Below are 18,780 nucleotides of genomic sequence, written 5' to 3' on the forward strand. Positions count from 1 at the left end.
TCTCCTTATTTCTGCCCTTGTCCTTGGCTTTTTACTACCAACAACCTATTGATTATATTATTTGCCATCGTAGTAGGCCAATACCCACTTGGACTCACTATTGCCACACTATTCCAGAGTTAAAACAGCAAAATCAATTATTAAAATATTGCTAATACTATCTGTCTGACTTACTGCGGCTTAGTTGACTAGCTAATTTAAATTAACTGGGTTCGATAAGCGTTCGCTGACTCTTTTCTTGGGTGAGCTGATCAGCAGCGATGGTCTGCGCTAATGGTCGAACAGGCCAAGTCATAATAAAGCGTGCACCGCCAAGCTTTGGACTCTCATCTACCTTCATATTGCCATTGAACCAAAAGGCGATCCGCGAGACAATAGACAATCCTAGACCGTAGCCGCCTGAGGCGCGAGTGCGGCTGTCATCCAAGCGCGCAAAGGGGATAAATACCTTTTCTCTATCCTCTTCTGGGATACCATGGCCATCATCTTCAACGCTCACGAAGGCAATGCCTTTTTTTACCCCGGCACTAACGATAATCGTACTTTCGGCATAGCGCAAGGCATTACCAGCTAAGTTTTGTACCACACGGTGTAGATAGCGTCTGTCAGCCACCGCTGTAATCTTCGCATTCGGCGGCTCGCCTATCACTTTAATAGGCTTACCTAAAGCATTGGTCTCACGAACGATCTGCTCAACCAGTTCGCTCAGATTAACAGGTTCAAGATCCAGCTTCGGCGAGCCTTCCTCAAGCTTGGCGTAGGTTAAAATCTCATCAATGAGCGCGTTAAGTGACTCAATATCCTCATCGATATAATCGCGCTGCATATGCCGTGACTCTTCATCTTCGGTATCGGCTAGCATATCTACAGCAAAGCGGATGCGCGCCACTGGCGTACGCAGCTCATGAGAGACAGCACGAGTAAGCTCGCGCTGCGACTCAATCAGACGCTTAATGTGCTCAGTCATCGCATTAAACGTAGCCGATAATCGAGCGATTTCATCTTGACCAATGACCTGAACTCGAGTCTCTAAGTTGCCGTGACTGACCTCATTGACGCCCTTTTGAATCAGTTGCAGCTTTCGCTCTAGCGGAAAGATGAGGGCGTAAACGCCAAGACTAATCAAAAACATACTGATCAGCACCACGCTGATAATCAGATTCAGTGGGAACCAATTAAATAGAGGCACTGGCCCCATTACAATCGCCATATCATTGATTTCAGAAGGAATGATAATCTTGATTGACGAGTTACTTTTATTGCTGGTACTGTCTTGAAATAAGAAAATCACCTCGTCGCGGCGCAGCCTAGCGGTCTGATCACTGTCGAGATTGAGATCATTGACCAGTTGCAGCTCTAAGGGAAAAGAAAAGCGCGTCCCAAGCTCATTTAGACGGGCTTGCTTATCAGCCAAAGAGGGGAACCGCGATAAGTCATCTAAAAGAAATATCGCCATAGCCCTGACTTGCTGCTCGGTGACTTGAGTTACTCGCACGGTAAGCACGGAGTCTTCATTAGGCAGTTGATGATAGATATTGGCATAATGCGCCTTATTAGAGTAGCGCACCACCGTTTGCTGACTCTCTAGGCGATTAAGCTCACTGGCGCTAAACTCTATCTCAGACAAGGGGACAATCTGAAAGGTAGAGCCAAAAAGACTACTAGCATCAGACAACCAATACTCACGCTTCATTGCTGAATCTTGATGGGCAACCCCCTCGCTCACCAAGTAAAAAGACCCAGTAGCCATACTTTCTCGGTAGGCTTGTAACCGCTCTTTATTGACTGTATCCATGAGCAGTTGAGCGAATAATGCCACACAAAGGCAGACTAACAATAGCCCAGCGTAAATGCGAACAAATATACTGTGCTTGAGTGAGGAGATTAGCGACATATCATTAGTACCACGCTTGATTCCTTAATAAAAAACCACGACCACTTATCATTGGTCGACTGTAAACTTGCTACAAGACAATTGGGCATCATTTGTACTGCTTTTAATCTTGTAGGACTCTAATCAACCTGCCCTCTGCCTGTCTTAACGCTCATTGCTCTACCGTAGAGAAAGGCTGTAAAGCAAAAAACCAGCAAATTGCTGGTTCCTTGATTCAAAACACTAATACCTAGCACCGCTACTATGAACCTCACTAGCAATCTACTACAACCTATACTAGTAACGTCTCTTTGCAAAAATAGCAACGCCAGTACTCCAGTAGCCCATTAACAAGGCATTGGTCTAGTAAAGCAGAAGTAGCAAGCAAACTAGCTATTTGTTTAAGGCGTTGTTTAGGATGACTAAGATAGCCTGTCTTATACCAGACTGTAATCCTCGTCATCTAAATATTTATTGAGCGAACTCAATAGCGACGCTAAAGGATTAATTACCTTCTTTTACAAATAGATAGCCCTTGCTACGTACTGTCTTGATGCGTTTTGGATTCTCAGGATCGTCGCCGATTTTTGGACGGATTCTTGAAATACGCACGTCAATCGAGCGATCTTGGCCATCATACTCAATACCACGAAGACGCTCAAAGATATCTTCACGAGACAAGATACGACCCGCATTTGAAGCCAGCAACCAAAGTAGATCATACTCCGCACTGGTAAAATCAACTAACTCATCATTCAAGGTCACTGAACGGCCGCCATTATCAATGATCAGCTCACCAAACTCCAAACGCTGCGGCACATCTTCTGATGGTGCATTCTCTGAACGACGTAACAAAGCTCGGATACGTGCCAACAGAACACGTGGCTGAGCAGGCTTTGCCACGTAATCGTCTGCGCCCATCTCCAGACCAAGCACTTGGTCCATATCTTCGGTACGAGCAGTCAGCATAAGAATAGGCTGCTGATAATGTGGCCGCACTTCACGGCAAACCGTCAAGCCATCACTACCTGGCAGCATCACATCCAGTACCACTAAATCAGGCTGCTCATTAACGATTCGGCGAATAGCGCGGTTACCGTCCGTCTCAATAGCGACTTCCAATCCGTTTTTGACCAGATAGTCTTGCGTTAACATAGCTAGACGCTCGTCATCTTCAACAATCAAGATTCGCGGAGTGTTATCTTCTTCAGTTATTGCCATTTTTATATCCTTAAAATACTCGCATATATCAGTAAGATAATTCTGTCACTAGGTTTTAAAGTAGATTTGATAACCATAGATTTTGGCGACTTAAAACACCGACGATAAAATCCACAATGATAATAGTGACCAGCTCGCGGTTAACAACGTTTTTGTAGCAACCATAAAAGCTTGCAGAAACCAAACTATCTATATCAAACTATATCAAAATTAATCAAATTCAATTGATAAACTGAGTTAAATTTTACTCTAAAACTATTATGAATACTACATGTTACCATGATAGGCGATAAGTAAAATACTATAATTTCGATAAAAGCTTTGCTAGCGATAATCTTCTATTCTTCTCATACCAAAAAGATCCGTTGAGAAAATCTTAATCTATGATTGCTTATGAGTCATCGGCAATTTATCGCCTACCAATAGGCAAGGTTATCAGCATTACTTTCAATCATAGCGACTTTTATTAACAGAGACTTTTATTAATAGCGGCCTACACTCATAGCAGCTTACAAGCTTAGCTTTTTGCATTACTTATCAGTTATTTTTTCAGTTGTTCGCTTGTATCAACCGCAATAGACTAAATACAAAAAAACAGCCTATATAAGGCTGTTTTTTATTTACAACGTCAAAGCAATACCTACTATTAGGCGCGGTTTTTGTACTTTCTAAGGGTCTCTAACTGAGCCACGGTCTCGGCAAGAGAAGCCAGGGCCGCACTAGTCTGTAAGCTATCGCTCTGATTAGCGAGCATTTGCTCTGCTTTCTTACGGGCTTCAACGATTTTGCTCTCGTCTAGATTATGTGCGCGCATTGCTGTGTCTGCTAAGACAGTGACTAGCTTAGGCTGTACTTCTAATACACCACCTGAGACATAAATGACTTCTTCTGCACCGTCCGCTGTTTGCACACGCATTGGACCAGGCTTTAATAGGGTAATAAGAGGCGTATGACCTGGCAATACCCCGATTTCGCCTTCGCTACCCGTCGCAATCAACATCGTAATTGAGCCAGAGTACAGCTCTTCACGAGCACTTACTACCCGACACTCTAAGGTTGAGGTTGCCATGCTTATCTCCTAACTGGACGCTGCTATTACCGAGGGCAGCTGCGGCTAAGCCGGCTACCCCCAGCACCCTAAATTAGGCAGCAGTAGATTTCATTTTTTCAGCTTTCGCAACGACTTCGTCGATGCCGCCGGCCATGTAGAATGCTTGCTCAGGTAGATCGTCGTATTCACCTGCGATAATAGCTTTAAAGCTTGAGATAGTATCGCGCAGTGGGACATATTTACCTGGTGCACCAGTGAAGACTTCTGCTACGTGGAAAGGCTGCGACAAGAAGCGCTGGATCTTACGAGCACGGTAGACGACTAATTTGTCTTCTTCTGACAACTCGTCCATACCCAAGATCGCGATGATGTCTTTGAGCTCTTTATAGCGCTGCAATACTTCCTGAACACCACGAGCAACATTATAGTGCTCTTCTCCAATGACCTGAGGATCAAGCTGACGCGAAGTTGAATCTAGTGGATCTACCGCAGGATAGATACCTTGTGATGCAATATCACGACTCAATACTACAGTCGCATCCAAGTGAGCGAATGTGGTGGCTGGTGAGGGATCGGTTAAGTCATCCGCAGGGACGTAAACGGCCTGAACAGAAGTAATAGAGCCAGCTTGCGTAGAAGTAATACGCTCTTGCAGTTGACCCATCTCTTCTGCTAACGTTGGCTGATAACCAACCGCTGACGGCATACGACCTAAGAGGGCTGATACCTCAGTACCCGCTAGCGTATAACGGTAGATGTTATCGACGAACAATAGTACGTCACGACCTTTACCAGTGGTAGGGTCTTTTTCATCACGGAAGTATTCAGCCATCGTAAGACCAGTTAGGGCCACACGTAGACGGTTACCTGGTGGCTCATTCATCTGACCATAGACCATCGCCACTTTAGACTTACTAAAGTCCTCAGTGTTAACAACGCCCGCTTCTTGCATCTCATGATAGAAATCATTACCTTCACGAGTACGCTCACCAACACCGGCGAATACTGACAGACCAGAATGTTTTAGGGCGATATTGTTAATCAGCTCCATCATGTTGACGGTTTTACCGACACCAGCACCACCGAACAGACCAACTTTACCACCTTTAGCGAATGGGCAAAGTAAGTCGATAACCTTAATACCAGTCTCTAGTAGCTCAGTGCTGTTAGATTGCTCATCATAGCTTGGTGCTTGACGGTGAATAGACCACTTCTCTTCAGTAGGGACTGGACCTTCTTCATCGATTGGACGTCCTAAAACGTCCATGATACGGCCTAATGTTCCAGTACCTACAGGTACAGAAATAGGCGCACCAGTATTGGTCACGGGTAGGTTACGCTTCAAACCTTCGGTTGAACCCATGGCGATCGTTCGCACGATACCATCACCTAACTGTTGCTGAACTTCAAGCGTGGTTTCAGTACCATCGACTTGCAGAGCGTCATAAATTTGGGGCACTTCTTCTCGGCTAAACTCAACGTCAATAACCGCGCCAATGATCTGTACAATACGACCGCTACTCATTGCGTTCTCCTTGAACTTCTTAATATATGTGGTGTCAATTATGAAACAGCAGCAGCACCACCGACGATCTCCGAAATTTCTCGGGTAATCGCAGCTTGACGCAGCTTGTTATAAACCAACTGTAAATCGTTAATTAGGTCGCCCGCATTATCGGTTGCCGCTTTCATAGCGACCATTCGAGCAGACTGCTCAGAGGCAATATTTTCCATCACAGCTTGGTAAACGATGGACTCAACATAGCGTCCTAACAGACCTTCGATTAAAGTCTTGATGTCTGGCTCATAAATATAGTCCCAGCTATGATCCGTCTGCACCGCGCTATTTTCATCAAGCGATCCCTCAGGTAGAGGTACTAGCTGATTGACTGTCGGCTTTTGGGTCATGGCGTTGACAAACTTATTGTACACCAAGTAGATACGATCAATCTTACCTTGGTTATAGTCATCAAGCATGGCCTGAACGGGGGCATTAAGCTGCTCAAAAGTTGGATTATCGCCATAGTCAGTTAAGGCTGAGGTGACTTTGCCGCCAAAGTTTTGGAAAAAGCTGACCCCTTTTGAGCCAATAACCGCAAACTCTGCTTGAACAGATTGTTCTTGATAATCCTTGATATGACGCGTCAGTGCTTTAAATAAGTTAATATTTAAACCGCCTGCTAGGCCACGATCAGAAGAGACTACGATAAAGCCAACGCGGTTGACAGGACGAGCAACCATATAAGGGTGCTTGTAATCTGAAGAAGCATGAACCAAATGAGAGATCACTCGGCGCATACTATCGGCATAAGGGCGCCCCACTTCCATGCGCTCTTGTGCTCGGCGCATCTTACTGGCCGCAACCATCTGCATGGCGCGCGTAATCTTCTGGGTGCTTTTAATACTGGTGACTTTGGCACGAATTTCTTTTAAGCTTGCCATAATGGTTCCAATACGGTGGGAATATAAGTCGTGAGTGAATACCAAACTATCTGCTGAAGGCTATCAAATCATAATACACTAATAGCAATTAACAGCGTTGCTGGATGCTGTCCTCTTATTACAAAAATAAAAAGACAAAACATTGTATTCGGTGCCTACTGCGACAGCTTAAAGGCCAATCGAGTCAGGACTTAGCTTATGCTCAATGACACTGCTAGAAGCACTGTCTTAAGCGGTTGATAGCGACTGCTGAGACACTACCAACCCATTAACTGTAGCTATTTATACGGTAATACTTACTTCTTATAATTGCCAATCAAAAATCATTTATCAGCGAGCTGATATTACTGTAGCAAGCTGACTGCGCTTAGAGCAGCCGAGCCTTACTGGCTATCATAAGTAGCAGTTTACGAATAAATTAATAAGTATGGTTTTGCTTGAACGTTTCGACCGATGCTTTTAGACGCGCTGCGATGTCATCATTATAGTTCGCAGTTTCGTTAATCTCACGCATAAGGTCTGCTTGCTCATCATACATGTAGCGAAGGAACGACTCTTCAAAAGCGCCAATCTTCTCGACAGGAACGTCAGCCAAGTAGCCTTCGTTTGAGGCATAAATAACGGCTGCTTGCTCTGCTACAGACATTGGCTGATACTGCTTCTGTTTCATAAGCTCAGTGACTCGCTCACCATGCTCAAGCTGCTGCTTGGTCGCATCATCAAGATCCGAGGCAAACTGAGCAAATGCGGCAAGTTCACGATACTGCGCTAGAGCTGTACGGATACCGCCAGAGAGTTTCTTGATAATTTTAGTTTGTGCAGAACCACCAACACGAGATACCGAAATACCAGCGTTGACCGCAGGACGAATACCTGAGTTAAATAGGCTAGATTCTAAGAAAATCTGACCATCAGTAATCGAGATAACGTTGGTTGGAACGAATGCAGAAACGTCACCTGCTTGAGTTTCAATGATAGGCAGTGCAGTCAAGGAGCCTGTTTTACCTTTTACTTCACCATTGGTGAACTCTTCTACATACTCTGCGTTGACGCGAGAAGCACGCTCAAGTAGGCGTGAGTGTAAGTAGAATACGTCACCTGGGTAAGCTTCACGACCTGGCGGACGACGAAGTAGTAGAGAGATCTGACGATAAGCTACCGCTTGCTTTGATAAGTCATCAAAGACGATCAGTGCATCTTCACCGCGGTCACGGAAGTACTCACCAATAGTACAGCCTGAATAAGGGGCGATGTACTGAAGCGCTGCAGGCTCAGAGGCAGAGGCAACGACCACTGTAGTGTAGTCAAGTGCGCCAGATTGCTCAAGCTTACGCACGACGTTAGCAATAGTAGAGCGTTTTTGACCGATAGCGACGTACACACACTTAATGCCAGAGTCTTTTTGCGCAATAATGGCATCAATAGCTAGTGCAGTTTTACCTGTCTGACGGTCACCAATGATAAGCTCACGCTGACCACGTCCAATAGGAATCATGGTATCAACGGCTTTATAACCTGTCATTACTGGCTGATCTACTGACTGACGAGCGATAACGCCAGGCGCAATCTTTTCAACTTTGTCAGTTAGCTTGGCATTGATCGGGCCTTTACCATCAATAGGATTACCCAAGGCATCAACAACACGGCCTAATAATTCAGGCCCTACGGGCACTTCTAAGATTCGGCCAGTACAGTAAGCTTTTTGACCTTCTTGCAGGCTCAAATACTCACCTAGTACTACCGCGCCCACTGAGTCACGCTCTAAGTTTAGTGCCATGCCATAGACATCGCCTTCAAACTCAATCATCTCACCGTACATGGCATCTTCAAGACCATGAATCTGCACGATACCGTCAGATACTTTGACAATCGTGCCTTCATTTTTTGCAGTTGCACCCGCATCAAGGTCTTGAATTCGCTGCTTAATCAGATTACTGATTTCCGCTGGATTCAATTGTTGCATTGCCTTGTTTCCTTTAATTTATGATAACCAACTGACTGGCTTAATGACTGCTTTACGTTGCAATATTAAGCAGTGAGCTGCGTTTTTAACTGTTTTAGCTTGCCGCGCATAGAGTCATCGACGACCTTATCACCGATCTTAATCGTGGCGCCCGCTAGGAGACTTGGGTCGACCGATTCATGGATCACCACTGTCGCATTTAAAGAGTCAGTAAGACGCTTCTGGAACAGGGCACGCTGAGACTCAGTCAAGGGATATGCTGACGTCACGTAGGCATCGACTTGCTTTTGCGCTCGGGTTTTATGGCGACGAAAATGCTCATAAACCTCAGGAAGCAACGCTAGGCGCTCTTGCCCAGCCAGCTGACTGACGAAGTTTTTTAGGGCAGCCGACACGCTTGGATAGCTTGTATCCTCTTGCTTATGCGCATTTGTAGAAGCCAATAGCTCCTTAAATGGCGTGTCACCTGCAGTGGCTACTTGCGTGTCATAAAGATCAACCAAAGCAGCCACTTTTTGATCAGCAGCGATGGCCGGATTGTCTAGCATGTCGTGAAAAGACTTGTCATTGACGACAGTACTAGCAATAAACAAAAAGTCCTCCCACGCATCCGCTACGCCATGCTCGAAAGCATAGTCAAAAGCAGCTTTTGCATAAGGTCGTGCTAAGGTTGATAAGTCAGCCATTATATCCTCACAATTACAGCTTCGCTGCTAGTTGATCTAACATGCTAGCATGCTTTTGAACGTCGACTTTTTCTTGCAGAATTTTTTCTGCACCCAGTACAGACAATTCAGCGACCTGACTACGTAATGACTCACGAGCCTGGTTAATCTCTTGATCAATAGAGGCTTGCGCCTGTTGACGAATTCGTTCGCCTTCAGTTTGCGCTTGCACCTTGGCTTCTTCGATAAGCTGGTTGGCGCTTTTATTCGCCTGCTCAATAAGGGCAGCAGCTTTGGCTTTGGCAGCCGTTAGCTCCTGCTCAGCTTCTTGCTCAGCCGAAGCAAGATCAGCTTTTGCTTTTTCAGCGGCATTCAGTCCATCAGCAATCTTACGCTGACGCTCATTGATCGCTGCAATGAGTGGTGGCCAGACGAATTTCATGCAGAATACAACAAAGATGAAAAACGCTATGGCTTGACCGATGATGGTAAAATTGATATTCACGTGATCACCTCATTGGTAATGAAAAATCAGTTGATTGATCAGAGGCTCTGATCAAGTGTGTCAAACTGAAATTTCAGATTAACCGGCTAGAGGGTTGGCGAATAACAATAGCATAGCAATACCAACACCAATCATAGGAACCGCATCAAGCAGACCTGCGACGATGAACATACGAGTTTGCAACTGTGAGCCAAGCTCTGGCTGACGTGCTACACCTTCTAGGAATTTACCGCCCAAGATAGCAAAACCAATGCCGGTGCCTAAAGCGCCAAGACCGATAAGCAGAGCAACTGCGATAACTGTGTAACCACCTAATACTGGATCCATTGATGTATCCTCATTTACCTATTGAATGTCTAACTGATTAATGTTCGGTTTGTGAAGCCAGTGATAGATAAACTATCGTCAGCATCATAAAGACGAACGCTTGAAGTGTGATAACTAAAATGTGGAATATAGCCCACGGTACAGATAACGCCCATTGAATCCAAAATGGCATTAGGGCAATCAATACAAAGATCAGCTCCCCTGCATACATGTTACCAAACAAACGCAGACCAAGAGAGATCGGTTTTGCAATTAAAGTAACAAATTCAAGGATGAAGTTGATAGGGATTAAAATAATTTTTGCGATAGGGTTTTTAGCGCTAAATGGGTGCAAAGTCAGCTCCCCCACAAAGCCGCCAAGCCCTTTTTCTTTAATACTATAAAAGATGATTAGCGCGAATACAGAGAAGGACATGCCCAGCGTTATATTTGGATCAGTACTCGGTACGATTTTCATATAAACGTGATGCGGATCATAGCCCATAGCACCACCGATCATCTGAGCAATTGATGGGATAAAATCGATAGGGATAAGATCCATCAAGTTCATCAAGAAAATCCAAACAAAGATGGTTAACGCTAGCGGCGCTACAAGCTTCGAGGTACCACTATAAGAGTCGCGAACGTTATTATCAACAAACTCAACGATCAGCTCGATGGCAGCTTGCAGCTTGCCAGGAACGCCGGTAGTGGCCTTTTTAGCGACTAGCCAAAATAGCCCACAAAAGATGATGCCAAGCCCAATTGACCAAAGCATGGAGTCCAAATGGATAGCATTAAAGCCCATCGCTGAAGCTTCTTCAGCGGTATGAGCAACCTGCCAACCATGATCAGGCAAATAGCCATAAGTCCAATTCGTCAAATGGTGAGAGATATAATCTGAGGATGTCTGCTGCTCTGCTGCCATAATGTCGCTTCTTTATAATCAACGATTGAATCACCGAGGTACTAACGGCCTACCAATCTAACCTCTATAGCTAATTTACTAGGGTTAGTGGGGGTTAAGCCACCTTGTATGGCTGTCATACTCGGCTCAATGAACGTATTCTTGCTAAACGATGTACTACTTTGATGCACGCCTGACTGCTGCGCTAACTCGCTCTGCTAGTCATTATTTAAGTGGTTAGACAACCGCTAAATACTAGCCAAACTAACAAACATTCAGTTATCAAAAAAGGGCTAAATCATAATAATTAATTGCCCTTTTGATGGTTTGCTAAGACTTCTTGGTCACTTCGCTCTAGTCACTTTAGATAGTTACTTCAACGACCACGTCCTACCCTCAAGGTAAGATGTATTTATAATTTGTCGTCTATATTAATGCAGAGGCAGAAATGTGTAAAGTTAATTATCAGTAAATTACACTTTGTAAGCCTAAAGTGACTTCTGCATCTTTATGTCACTGGTGACTTACTATCCAAATCCAGTTAAAATCTCGCTAAATCAATAATTTAAGGGCTAATTTACCGTCTAGCCTCATCGCGATTAACTTTAGTAGCACACAAAAGTGCCACTTTTTACTGGCCTATATTTTTATAGCGCCTTTTCCACTCAATTGCTTTAATTACCAAAACTACCATGCTTAACAGTCAGGCACATAAATTATTGCCTAGCAAATTAGCAAAGCTGCAAATAAATATAAGTTCAAAATGTGATTGAATGGTGGACTTAGATAACGACTCATTAAGTTAAATAGCTAGCTCAGCTATAATTTTAATATCAATTATAGCCTCTAATTAACGCAGTCGCCAAAGCATCCAACTGTGACTTATTTGCATTAGCATAAAACCGGTGAAAAGCGCTGGCGCTGACAAGGGTCGTATGTTAATGAAAATGACAATAAAACCGCTGAGTGTCACTGCCCATTTGATCATCTGTCCACGGTACATCTGATGGACGATAGTGCGACGGGCGTGATAGCCTGTGCGGTGAAAGACAAACCAAGCAAAGATGGCTTGAGAGACAAAACTTAGTAGTGCACCTACCGCTAAGCTTTTTGCTATAACTTTCTGACTATCTAGCCAGAAAATATCTACCAACAATGCCAGCAATATGAGAATAAATAATACCCAAAGTTGACCTTTAATAGCGCGTAGTACTTGATCTGACTGCGTACGCTTTGCTGGCTGGGACATTATACATTCCTACAGTAGCGCTCGGTATTAGCTCCCGAGTTGCCATAAGTCATTGTATAGCCATAAGCCTGACTAATGACCTTGGCGCTCAATTCTACACAGATAGCTTTTATCCATTAACATGACTTCTATAAAGCTACCGAAGTGAAATTAAAGCGCCCTTATTATAGGGACAGGTGGCCGTTGGTGCAAGTAAAATATGACACTTTTGTTTAACGGCTAATAATCTGTCCAAAGTCTTATTGATTAAAATCATCATCTACTATATATAGTATCTACATATAATTTTTAATTTCTACTAACGATAAGAGCAACTGACTGTTCATGGCCGTACAACCGCGCCCCATTCGGCAGCGCAGCGTGTGAGCTTAGTTGACCAAGCTGGATTTGACATAAGATCACACGCTAATATTTGATTTAGCCACTGATACAGCGATTGATATCTGTTGCTATTTGTTGCCAACCTGATACAAAGTCAGTCGCTTGGCTCATATCCTCAATCTGAGTGGTGACACTAACGGGTGCAAGCTTCTTGCGAATGCCTGAGCTGACCTCTCCTTGAGATACCAAGCACATAGAAGTACTAGGTCTGTGCTGCTGAAGCCAGCGGAACTGACTGGCTTTGGGAGGTAGGTGATGATCCGTAGTCAAAGTACCGGCCAGCTTAATCGCTGCCGCTGACTCCAGATACTGGTACGCATCATGATAAGCCCAGTAAGGTGACGCTTGATTGCTCATAGCACTGTGCTGATCCTTCACAGCTTGAACAGCAGCGTCCATTCGCTGAGCGAAGGCTTGCGTATTCGCTTGATAGAGCTTGGCATGCTGAGGATCAGCGTGAGAATGGATGACCGCTAGCGCCCGGGTGATGGCTTTAGCATTCTCAGGATCGAGCCAGATATGTGGGTCTATTGTGCCTTTGATGGCTTGACCCTCAACATCGCGCATAGGGTGACGAACGAAGGCTTTGAAGTCTAATAATGCTATTGCATTAGGTGCTTGAGTCAATGTCTGAGCAAGATTTCGCTCTAAAGGCTCACCAAACCACACCACATATTTACTGTCTTGGATTGATTTCATGTCGCTAGGACTCAAGCTACCATGATGACCGACATCGCCTGGCTCTAATAGCCGCTTAGCAGAGGGCGCGCCTTTGGTAACTTCATTACTCAATAAATATAGCGGATAGTTGCTCACACTGACAGGTGCAGCGTGCAGCATTATTGGCACTGCCAACATAGTAAATATCATCGACCCACTCGTCAGCCACTTTCGCACCATAGGTAGTAAGGATAGTCGCCTACCGGTAGATGGTCGCGTTTGCTGCGGCGTGGTTCGCTGCTGTAAAAAAGAGCGGGTTGATAGAGATGAATTAATATCTGTCGTGCTTTGCATCGTTTGTTCTCGCCAATGATAAATCTAGGGTAGTTCTAGCATGGATAGTGCTAATACCGGCCTAATGTGGGTAGCCTAACTAAGTCTAAGCGTTATGAAGGGTGAGTCGATCTGACGGTCAAGTTAACTTTGCTCAATTCTTACTTACTAGCTGTCAAAGCAGTGGAGCAAAAATGCAGACCAATTAACCAACCCTGATAATAAATAAAATGTTATACTATAACAATAGTTAATTTTAATCGAGCCTAATTTTGTGATGAGAGATTAGATTATTGTTAATTAGCGACTCTTTTTGTGCAGCACGCTAGCAGCTTACGCTATAATCGGCCCACTTTAAAATCTATTCACCGTGGCCTTATAGCGGTAAGATACTGATTTTATTATACTAAGTTTGTCTACAGTAATCGTAAACTTGTAAGCTTCTGGATTATAAGTTAAACCATTGCTCAAAAGGCACCTTTCACTTACACTGAACACCCTCAGTTTACCAATGTAGTGACTATGATTGACCGACCGTCGAATATTGACCAAGCCGCGAAGAGTGACCAATCGGCGCATGACACCGTGTCAGGCTGCGCCCACTTGCATGATGTGTATGACCTTGAACCCAAGACCATCACCTCACGTATAGAGGCAGCTAAGCTTCAATGCCAGAGCAATGGCGTGCGCTTTACCTCACTGCGCCAGCAAGTTTATAAAATGATCTTGCAAGCACAAAAGCCGATTGGGGCTTACGACTTAATCACTGAGCTACAGCAGGCTCGTACGCAAAATATCGCTCAATCAGGGACACAAAGTAAAAATGTCGCACCCCCTACCGTCTATCGTAGTTTAGACTTTTTATTACAGCAGGGACTGATCCATCAGCTGACTTCTTTAAATGCTTATATCCCCTGCTGTCATCCGCGGTCGCGGCATGCCGCCGCATTTTTTATCTGCGAAAGCTGTCAGCATGTGCAAGAATGTAGCAGCCTGCCGGTTCAAGAAGTCATGAGCTATGCCAAAGAGGACGTCGGCTTTGAGGTATCGCAAAGTGTTATTGAGCTACGTGGTGTCTGCCAGTCTTGCCAGTCAACTCCTGCTGCCACCTCCTAAGCTGATTTTGCAGTACTTTCTTTATTCTCTACACTTTTTAGGTAGCTATGACTAAGCTTACTGCCCCCACTCCTATCGACAATGCTATGTTAGACACACCCACTGCTGGGGTGCTGGCTGCTAACGAAGTCATGCATAATTTTGATAAAGCGGCTCACGGCGCTGATACTGCTGTATCGACGCCTTTATTATCGTTATCCAAGGTCAGCTTTAGCATTGGTCATCAGCAGCTGGTTAAGGATGTCAGCATCGACATTGCTGCTGGTGAGACGATTAGCTTAATTGGACCTAATGGCGCCGGTAAATCCACCCTAGCTAAGCTAATATTAGGACTGCTACCAGTCAGTAGCGGTACGATTACCAAGCATCAGCCTGTGCGTTTAGGTTACGTGCCACAGCGCTTTACCGTCACCCCCATTCTCCCGCTGCGCGTACAAGATTTATTATCACAAGCCGATACCCAGCAGCTTACCAGTGACCAACAAGCCTTTATCTATGAGCAGTTACAGCTTAGGCAGCTACTATCGCGGCAGCTTCGGCATCTCTCCGGTGGTGAGACGCAGCGCGTCCTACTGGCAAGGGCGCTGCTTGAGAAGCCGAACTTATTAATCTTAGATGAACCGATGCAGGGCCTAGATCCTGATACGGAAGCATGGTTATATCAGTTTATAGATGAGCTGCCAGACTTTTTGCACTGTGCCATGCTGGTAGTCTCGCACGATTTGCATTGGGTCATGAAAGGCAGTCGCCGAGTTATTTGTCTTAACAAGCATATCTGCTGTGAGGGACAACCTAGTGAGCTGGCAGTCTCTCGCGAATTTCAAAAACTATTTGGTCATCATTATGAGCTGCCGTATGTTCACAAGCCCCATGAATGCGAGCATCATGCCTCAATTTAGCGGATTGAATAGTAGCAATTAACCTAGATTTTCTGGCTAAAATTGTGCTGACATTGCTAAGTGTTTTTCCAGTGCCACGGCCTTAACTATTGCCCAGATAATATCCTTTTTGCTGCATTGGCAAAACTTTATCTAGCACTAGCTTAAATTTGGCTGTTATGCGCTGCGGTAAGCTGCACGGCTTTTTATTTTTATAGCTTGATTCCTACATTTTACATTATAGAAGTTATTAATTATGCTTTCATGGCTCGCCATCATTGCCCCAGCATGGATTGCAGGAAGTTTACTGGCGCTACTCTCAGCGCCGCTTGGCTGCTTAGTACTATGGCGGCGTATGGCTTTTTTTGCCGACGCTCTAGCGCACGGCACACTACTTGGTGTGGCCTTAGCCGCATGGTGGCAGCTGCCATCCGCTATTGGTATCGCCTTAGTGAGTATTTTGGTGGTGGTCAGTCTGGTATTAATGGAAGATGAGCGATTACCAGCCGATGCGGTGTTGGCAGTCGTTGCCGTCACTTTGCTGTGCTTCGGGCTATTGACCTTAACGCAGCTGACCGACCAGCAAGCCAATGTGTTGGGCTTCTTATTTGGCAATCTACTAGAGCGAGATTGGTCCGATCTGCCCATGCTAGGGGCTGCTGTATTGATAGGATTGGCCGCACTCAGCTACATATGGTCAGCGCAAGTGAAGCTGGCAACCCATGAAGCGCTAGCGAGAATCCAAGGGATTAATCCCGTCACGCAGCGGTTATTTTTTATGGGGGTATTGGCAGGATTCTGTGCGATTGCTCTACAAGCCGTCGGCAGCTTACTCATCAGTGGGCTGCTGATTTTACCCGCGTTATCCGCGCGCTTGCTAGCGGCTTCTCCGAAACATATGGTCGTAGCAGCGCTGATCATTGCGCAGTTTGGAGTGAGTGCTGGCGTTTGGGGCAGTGTTTGGCTGGATATTCAAACGGGACTGTCCATTGTTCTGGTATTGGCGGTGATATTCTTTATCCTGTTAATCACCAGCAAGCTACGCGGATTAGTCAAATAATTTCTAGTTATTCTATAAAAAATATGTTATAAACCTGCTTTAGTTTAGCCAAACTCCCCAATCCTAACAATATAATAGATAAATGTTTACGAATATTTGCACGATTGATGCTTAGATTTCAAAGCCATTAAGACTGAGAACAGCAGATAGGTAGTTGATATTAATCGTTATATACCTGCCACTGCACCTGAATACTCTCTTTTCTTAGACGCGCGATTGTAGTTTGTGCTTAGCCAGTAGGTACGATTAGCCTTATGATAACTGCTGCTTACCAACCACCGACTAAGATAATAACAGCTGATGGTATTACCACCGTACTGCAGCTTACTGACTTACACCTCTTTGAGGATGCTCAGCAATCCTCGCAAGCGGCAAGCTGTGAGCAACACTTCGAGGCGGTATTGGCTCAAGCTTTAGCTGAGGAGGTTCGCTGCGATTTAATTCTGGTGACCGGAGATCTGGTCCATGAAGTCAAGCCTAGTACTTATGAGCGAATCTATCGCCGCCTTGAGCGTACTGGCATCCCTTTTGCATGTATTGCGGGCAATCACGATGTCACGGATGAGCTTATACCCGCTACGGCGCTTGATAGCGAGACAGCATTTGAGCAGCGCACTTTAGTAGCTCGCTCACTAGACAGCCGATTGTTAGAGCAGCATGTTATAGAGACCACGAACTGGCAGCTACTGTTGATGGATTCGTCCTTGCCAGGTCAGGTGGCGGGCAAGATTAGCGCCGATAGTCTTGCTTGGCTACAAGCGCAGTTGTCACGCTGTAGCAAGCCTGCGCTATTGGCACTACACCATCATATATTACCGATGCAATCGGCTTGGATCGATGCCCATATCGCTAAGAATGCAGCAAGTTTGTGGGAGCTACTAGCGTCATTTCCCCAGCTAAAGGTTATCGTCCATGGCCATACCCATCAGCAGCAATTAGAGCGCTACCAAGGGGTAACGATTTATACGACACCTGCTACTAGCTATCAATTTTTGCCAGGCTCAGATGAGTTTGCTTTTGACAATCAGGCACTTCCTGGCTATCGCTGGATTCAGCTTGCGCCAGACAGCCAGTTCAATAGCTGGGTAGTTAGGCTGCAACAACATTAGCTCATGGCAAGATATACTAGTGTTTGGCTTTGGCCTGTGCTTTTATCAGTATAAACCTAAACGGACTGGGTGAATAAAAGCCATAAAAGCTGGTTTATGAACTGATTTCTGAATGAGGCGTAGGGTTTGATCGATCTTAGCGCTGTTTATAATAAGGTGTCATTTTTAATAAAGTGACAGTCACCCGATTTAGTGGTTAAATGAGCGATACTCGCTACTAAGGCGCTACTGACTAGCTGTCGTAACAGCCACATTTTGAGAGTTCATGATAGAACGTTAATATAATTTGATTACTATAAAAATACCCTAGCCGCTGAGCATGGATAAATAAAAGTTTGCCTATCTTATTAAGTGTATAGACGGTTAAACCATAAACAGTTGAATAATAGGCAGCTCAATAAAGCTGATCATTGCGATGTTAACTGCTTACCTACTCAACTGTTTGACTGCTGTCACGAATTGAAGGTATCTGCTATCAATACTGATTATTGGCGTTATAATTGCTCGCTTTTTTTTGCAATCGCGCTTGGTGAACATGGACTTAGTTCGTTTATTTAAGTGTTTCAAGGCAAGTTACCCTTGTTATTATTTTTTGAGAATAGTAGGAACCCTATATGAGTAACCTTTCCCTCACTCCAGCTGATATCAAGTTTACCCCCTATGCTCCTGAAAAAGATGAAGAGTACATGTCTGATGAGCAGCTTGAGCATTTCAAACAGATTCTACTTAACTGGAAGCAACAACTGATCGGCGAGGCAGATCGAACGAAATCCTATATTCAAGATGAATCTAGCGCGATGCCAGATATCAATGACCGAGCGACTCAAGAAGAAGAGTTCGCCCTCGCCTTAAGAACGCGTGACCGCGAGCGCAAACTGATCCGTAAGATTGATAAGTCTATTGCGGAGATTGAGGGTGGCGATTATGGCTTCTGTCATACCTGCGGTGTCGAGATTGGCCTTCGTCGCCTTGAAGCGCGGCCTACCGCCACCCAATGTATCGATTGCAAAACCTTAGCAGAGATGAAAGAGCGACAAAATCTCGGTCACGCGTAACGTCTT

The 18,780-nt window shown here is 44.9% G+C and carries 17 protein-coding genes; 5 read left to right on the forward strand and 12 right to left on the reverse strand.

Going from position 1 to position 18,780, the window contains the following annotated elements:
- Nucleotides 1–202 precede the first annotated feature (202 nt).
- The 12 genes from EGV92_RS11155 to EGV92_RS11210 form a co-directional block, all read right to left on the reverse strand.
- Nucleotides 203–1,894 carry an ATP-binding protein gene (locus EGV92_RS11155; RefSeq protein ID WP_131669366.1) on the reverse strand — a complete coding sequence of 564 codons (1,692 nt, stop codon included), beginning with the start codon at nucleotides 1,892–1,894 and terminating at the stop codon, nucleotides 203–205.
- A 483-nt stretch (nucleotides 1,895–2,377) separates the two neighbouring features.
- Nucleotides 2,378–3,094, reverse strand: coding sequence for a response regulator (locus EGV92_RS11160; protein ID WP_423227912.1), 717 nt, complete (start codon nucleotides 3,092–3,094; stop codon nucleotides 2,378–2,380).
- A gap of 646 nt (nucleotides 3,095–3,740) precedes the next feature.
- Nucleotides 3,741–4,163: a F0F1 ATP synthase subunit epsilon gene (locus EGV92_RS11165; protein ID WP_131669367.1), complete on the reverse strand. Its 423-nt coding sequence runs from the start codon at nucleotides 4,161–4,163 to the stop codon at nucleotides 3,741–3,743.
- A gap of 73 nt (nucleotides 4,164–4,236) precedes the next feature.
- Nucleotides 4,237–5,670, reverse strand: coding sequence for a F0F1 ATP synthase subunit beta (gene atpD, locus EGV92_RS11170; RefSeq protein ID WP_131669368.1), 1,434 nt, complete (start codon nucleotides 5,668–5,670; stop codon nucleotides 4,237–4,239).
- Between the two features lie 38 nt (nucleotides 5,671–5,708).
- Entirely contained in the window at nucleotides 5,709–6,587 is an 879-nt protein-coding gene (atpG, locus tag EGV92_RS11175) for a F0F1 ATP synthase subunit gamma (RefSeq protein ID WP_131669369.1), read from the reverse strand.
- Nucleotides 6,588–7,005: 418 nt separating this feature from the next.
- Nucleotides 7,006–8,550, reverse strand: a complete 1,545-nt coding sequence (gene atpA, locus EGV92_RS11180; RefSeq protein ID WP_131669370.1) for a F0F1 ATP synthase subunit alpha — start codon at nucleotides 8,548–8,550, stop codon at nucleotides 7,006–7,008.
- Between the two features lie 65 nt (nucleotides 8,551–8,615).
- Entirely contained in the window at nucleotides 8,616–9,236 is a 621-nt protein-coding gene (locus EGV92_RS11185) for a F0F1 ATP synthase subunit delta (protein ID WP_131669371.1), read from the reverse strand.
- A 13-nt stretch (nucleotides 9,237–9,249) separates the two neighbouring features.
- A complete protein-coding gene (locus EGV92_RS11190; protein WP_131669372.1) occupies nucleotides 9,250–9,720 on the reverse strand; it encodes a F0F1 ATP synthase subunit B in 471 nt (156 codons plus the stop codon).
- A 78-nt stretch (nucleotides 9,721–9,798) separates the two neighbouring features.
- Entirely contained in the window at nucleotides 9,799–10,047 is a 249-nt protein-coding gene (gene atpE / locus EGV92_RS11195; RefSeq protein WP_025651437.1) for a F0F1 ATP synthase subunit C, read from the reverse strand.
- 37 nt (nucleotides 10,048–10,084) lie between these two features.
- Nucleotides 10,085–10,954, reverse strand: a complete 870-nt coding sequence (atpB, locus tag EGV92_RS11200) for a F0F1 ATP synthase subunit A (RefSeq protein ID WP_131669373.1) — start codon at nucleotides 10,952–10,954, stop codon at nucleotides 10,085–10,087.
- Nucleotides 10,955–11,783: 829 nt separating this feature from the next.
- Entirely contained in the window at nucleotides 11,784–12,182 is a 399-nt protein-coding gene (locus tag EGV92_RS11205; RefSeq protein ID WP_131669374.1) for an ATP synthase subunit I, read from the reverse strand.
- A 417-nt stretch (nucleotides 12,183–12,599) separates the two neighbouring features.
- Complete coding sequence (locus EGV92_RS11210; protein WP_242678708.1) at nucleotides 12,600–13,577, reverse strand: metal ABC transporter substrate-binding protein; 978 nt, start codon at nucleotides 13,575–13,577, stop codon at nucleotides 12,600–12,602.
- 501 nt (nucleotides 13,578–14,078) lie between these two features.
- On the opposite strand from EGV92_RS11210, the gene EGV92_RS11215 reads away from it, so the two are divergent.
- The 5 genes from EGV92_RS11215 to dksA all read left to right on the forward strand — a co-directional run bounded on the left by EGV92_RS11215 (nucleotide 14,079) and on the right by dksA (nucleotide 18,774).
- Nucleotides 14,079–14,672, forward strand: coding sequence for a transcriptional repressor (locus tag EGV92_RS11215; protein WP_131669375.1), 594 nt, complete (start codon nucleotides 14,079–14,081; stop codon nucleotides 14,670–14,672).
- 131 nt (nucleotides 14,673–14,803) lie between these two features.
- Nucleotides 14,804–15,571 carry a metal ABC transporter ATP-binding protein gene (locus tag EGV92_RS11220; RefSeq protein ID WP_131669460.1) on the forward strand — a complete coding sequence of 256 codons (768 nt, stop codon included), beginning with the start codon at nucleotides 14,804–14,806 and terminating at the stop codon, nucleotides 15,569–15,571.
- A 235-nt stretch (nucleotides 15,572–15,806) separates the two neighbouring features.
- The gene (locus tag EGV92_RS11225; RefSeq protein WP_131669376.1) at nucleotides 15,807–16,610 is read left to right on the forward strand and encodes a metal ABC transporter permease; all 804 of its coding nucleotides are present in this window, start codon (nucleotides 15,807–15,809) and stop codon (nucleotides 16,608–16,610) included.
- 254 nt (nucleotides 16,611–16,864) lie between these two features.
- Nucleotides 16,865–17,719, forward strand: a complete 855-nt coding sequence (locus EGV92_RS11230; RefSeq protein ID WP_131669377.1) for a metallophosphoesterase — start codon at nucleotides 16,865–16,867, stop codon at nucleotides 17,717–17,719.
- Between the two features lie 614 nt (nucleotides 17,720–18,333).
- Nucleotides 18,334–18,774: an RNA polymerase-binding protein DksA gene (gene dksA, locus EGV92_RS11235; RefSeq protein WP_131669378.1), complete on the forward strand. Its 441-nt coding sequence runs from the start codon at nucleotides 18,334–18,336 to the stop codon at nucleotides 18,772–18,774.
- Nucleotides 18,775–18,780 lie beyond the last annotated feature (6 nt).

The sequence above is a fragment of the Psychrobacter pygoscelis genome (genome assembly GCF_004335015.1).
Classification (GTDB): Bacteria; Pseudomonadota; Gammaproteobacteria; order Pseudomonadales; family Moraxellaceae; genus Psychrobacter; species Psychrobacter pygoscelis.

What these genes read in the sequence shown, in the direction of transcription:
- EGV92_RS11155 (WP_131669366.1), bottom strand. Translation starts at nt 1,894, where the DNA reads ATGTCGCTAATCTCCTCACTCAAGCACAGTATATTTGTTCGCATTTAC.
- EGV92_RS11215 (WP_131669375.1), top strand. Translation starts at nt 14,079, where the DNA reads ATGATTGACCGACCGTCGAATATTGACCAAGCCGCGAAGAGTGACCAA.
- EGV92_RS11230 (WP_131669377.1), top strand. Translation starts at nt 16,865, where the DNA reads ATGATAACTGCTGCTTACCAACCACCGACTAAGATAATAACAGCTGAT.
- atpD (WP_131669368.1), bottom strand. Translation starts at nt 5,670, where the DNA reads ATGAGTAGCGGTCGTATTGTACAGATCATTGGCGCGGTTATTGACGTT.
- atpB (WP_131669373.1), bottom strand. Translation starts at nt 10,954, where the DNA reads ATGGCAGCAGAGCAGCAGACATCCTCAGATTATATCTCTCACCATTTG.
- EGV92_RS11205 (WP_131669374.1), bottom strand. Translation starts at nt 12,182, where the DNA reads ATGTCCCAGCCAGCAAAGCGTACGCAGTCAGATCAAGTACTACGCGCT.
- atpE (WP_025651437.1), bottom strand. Translation starts at nt 10,047, where the DNA reads ATGGATCCAGTATTAGGTGGTTACACAGTTATCGCAGTTGCTCTGCTT.
- atpA (WP_131669370.1), bottom strand. Translation starts at nt 8,550, where the DNA reads ATGCAACAATTGAATCCAGCGGAAATCAGTAATCTGATTAAGCAGCGA.
- EGV92_RS11225 (WP_131669376.1), top strand. Translation starts at nt 15,807, where the DNA reads ATGCTTTCATGGCTCGCCATCATTGCCCCAGCATGGATTGCAGGAAGT.
- EGV92_RS11160 (WP_423227912.1), bottom strand. Translation starts at nt 3,094, where the DNA reads ATGGCAATAACTGAAGAAGATAACACTCCGCGAATCTTGATTGTTGAA.
- EGV92_RS11210 (WP_242678708.1), bottom strand. Translation starts at nt 13,577, where the DNA reads ATGCAAAGCACGACAGATATTAATTCATCTCTATCAACCCGCTCTTTT.
- dksA (WP_131669378.1), top strand. Translation starts at nt 18,334, where the DNA reads ATGAGTAACCTTTCCCTCACTCCAGCTGATATCAAGTTTACCCCCTAT.
- EGV92_RS11220 (WP_131669460.1), top strand. Translation starts at nt 14,804, where the DNA reads ATGCATAATTTTGATAAAGCGGCTCACGGCGCTGATACTGCTGTATCG.
- EGV92_RS11185 (WP_131669371.1), bottom strand. Translation starts at nt 9,236, where the DNA reads ATGGCTGACTTATCAACCTTAGCACGACCTTATGCAAAAGCTGCTTTT.
- atpG (WP_131669369.1), bottom strand. Translation starts at nt 6,587, where the DNA reads ATGGCAAGCTTAAAAGAAATTCGTGCCAAAGTCACCAGTATTAAAAGC.
- EGV92_RS11165 (WP_131669367.1), bottom strand. Translation starts at nt 4,163, where the DNA reads ATGGCAACCTCAACCTTAGAGTGTCGGGTAGTAAGTGCTCGTGAAGAG.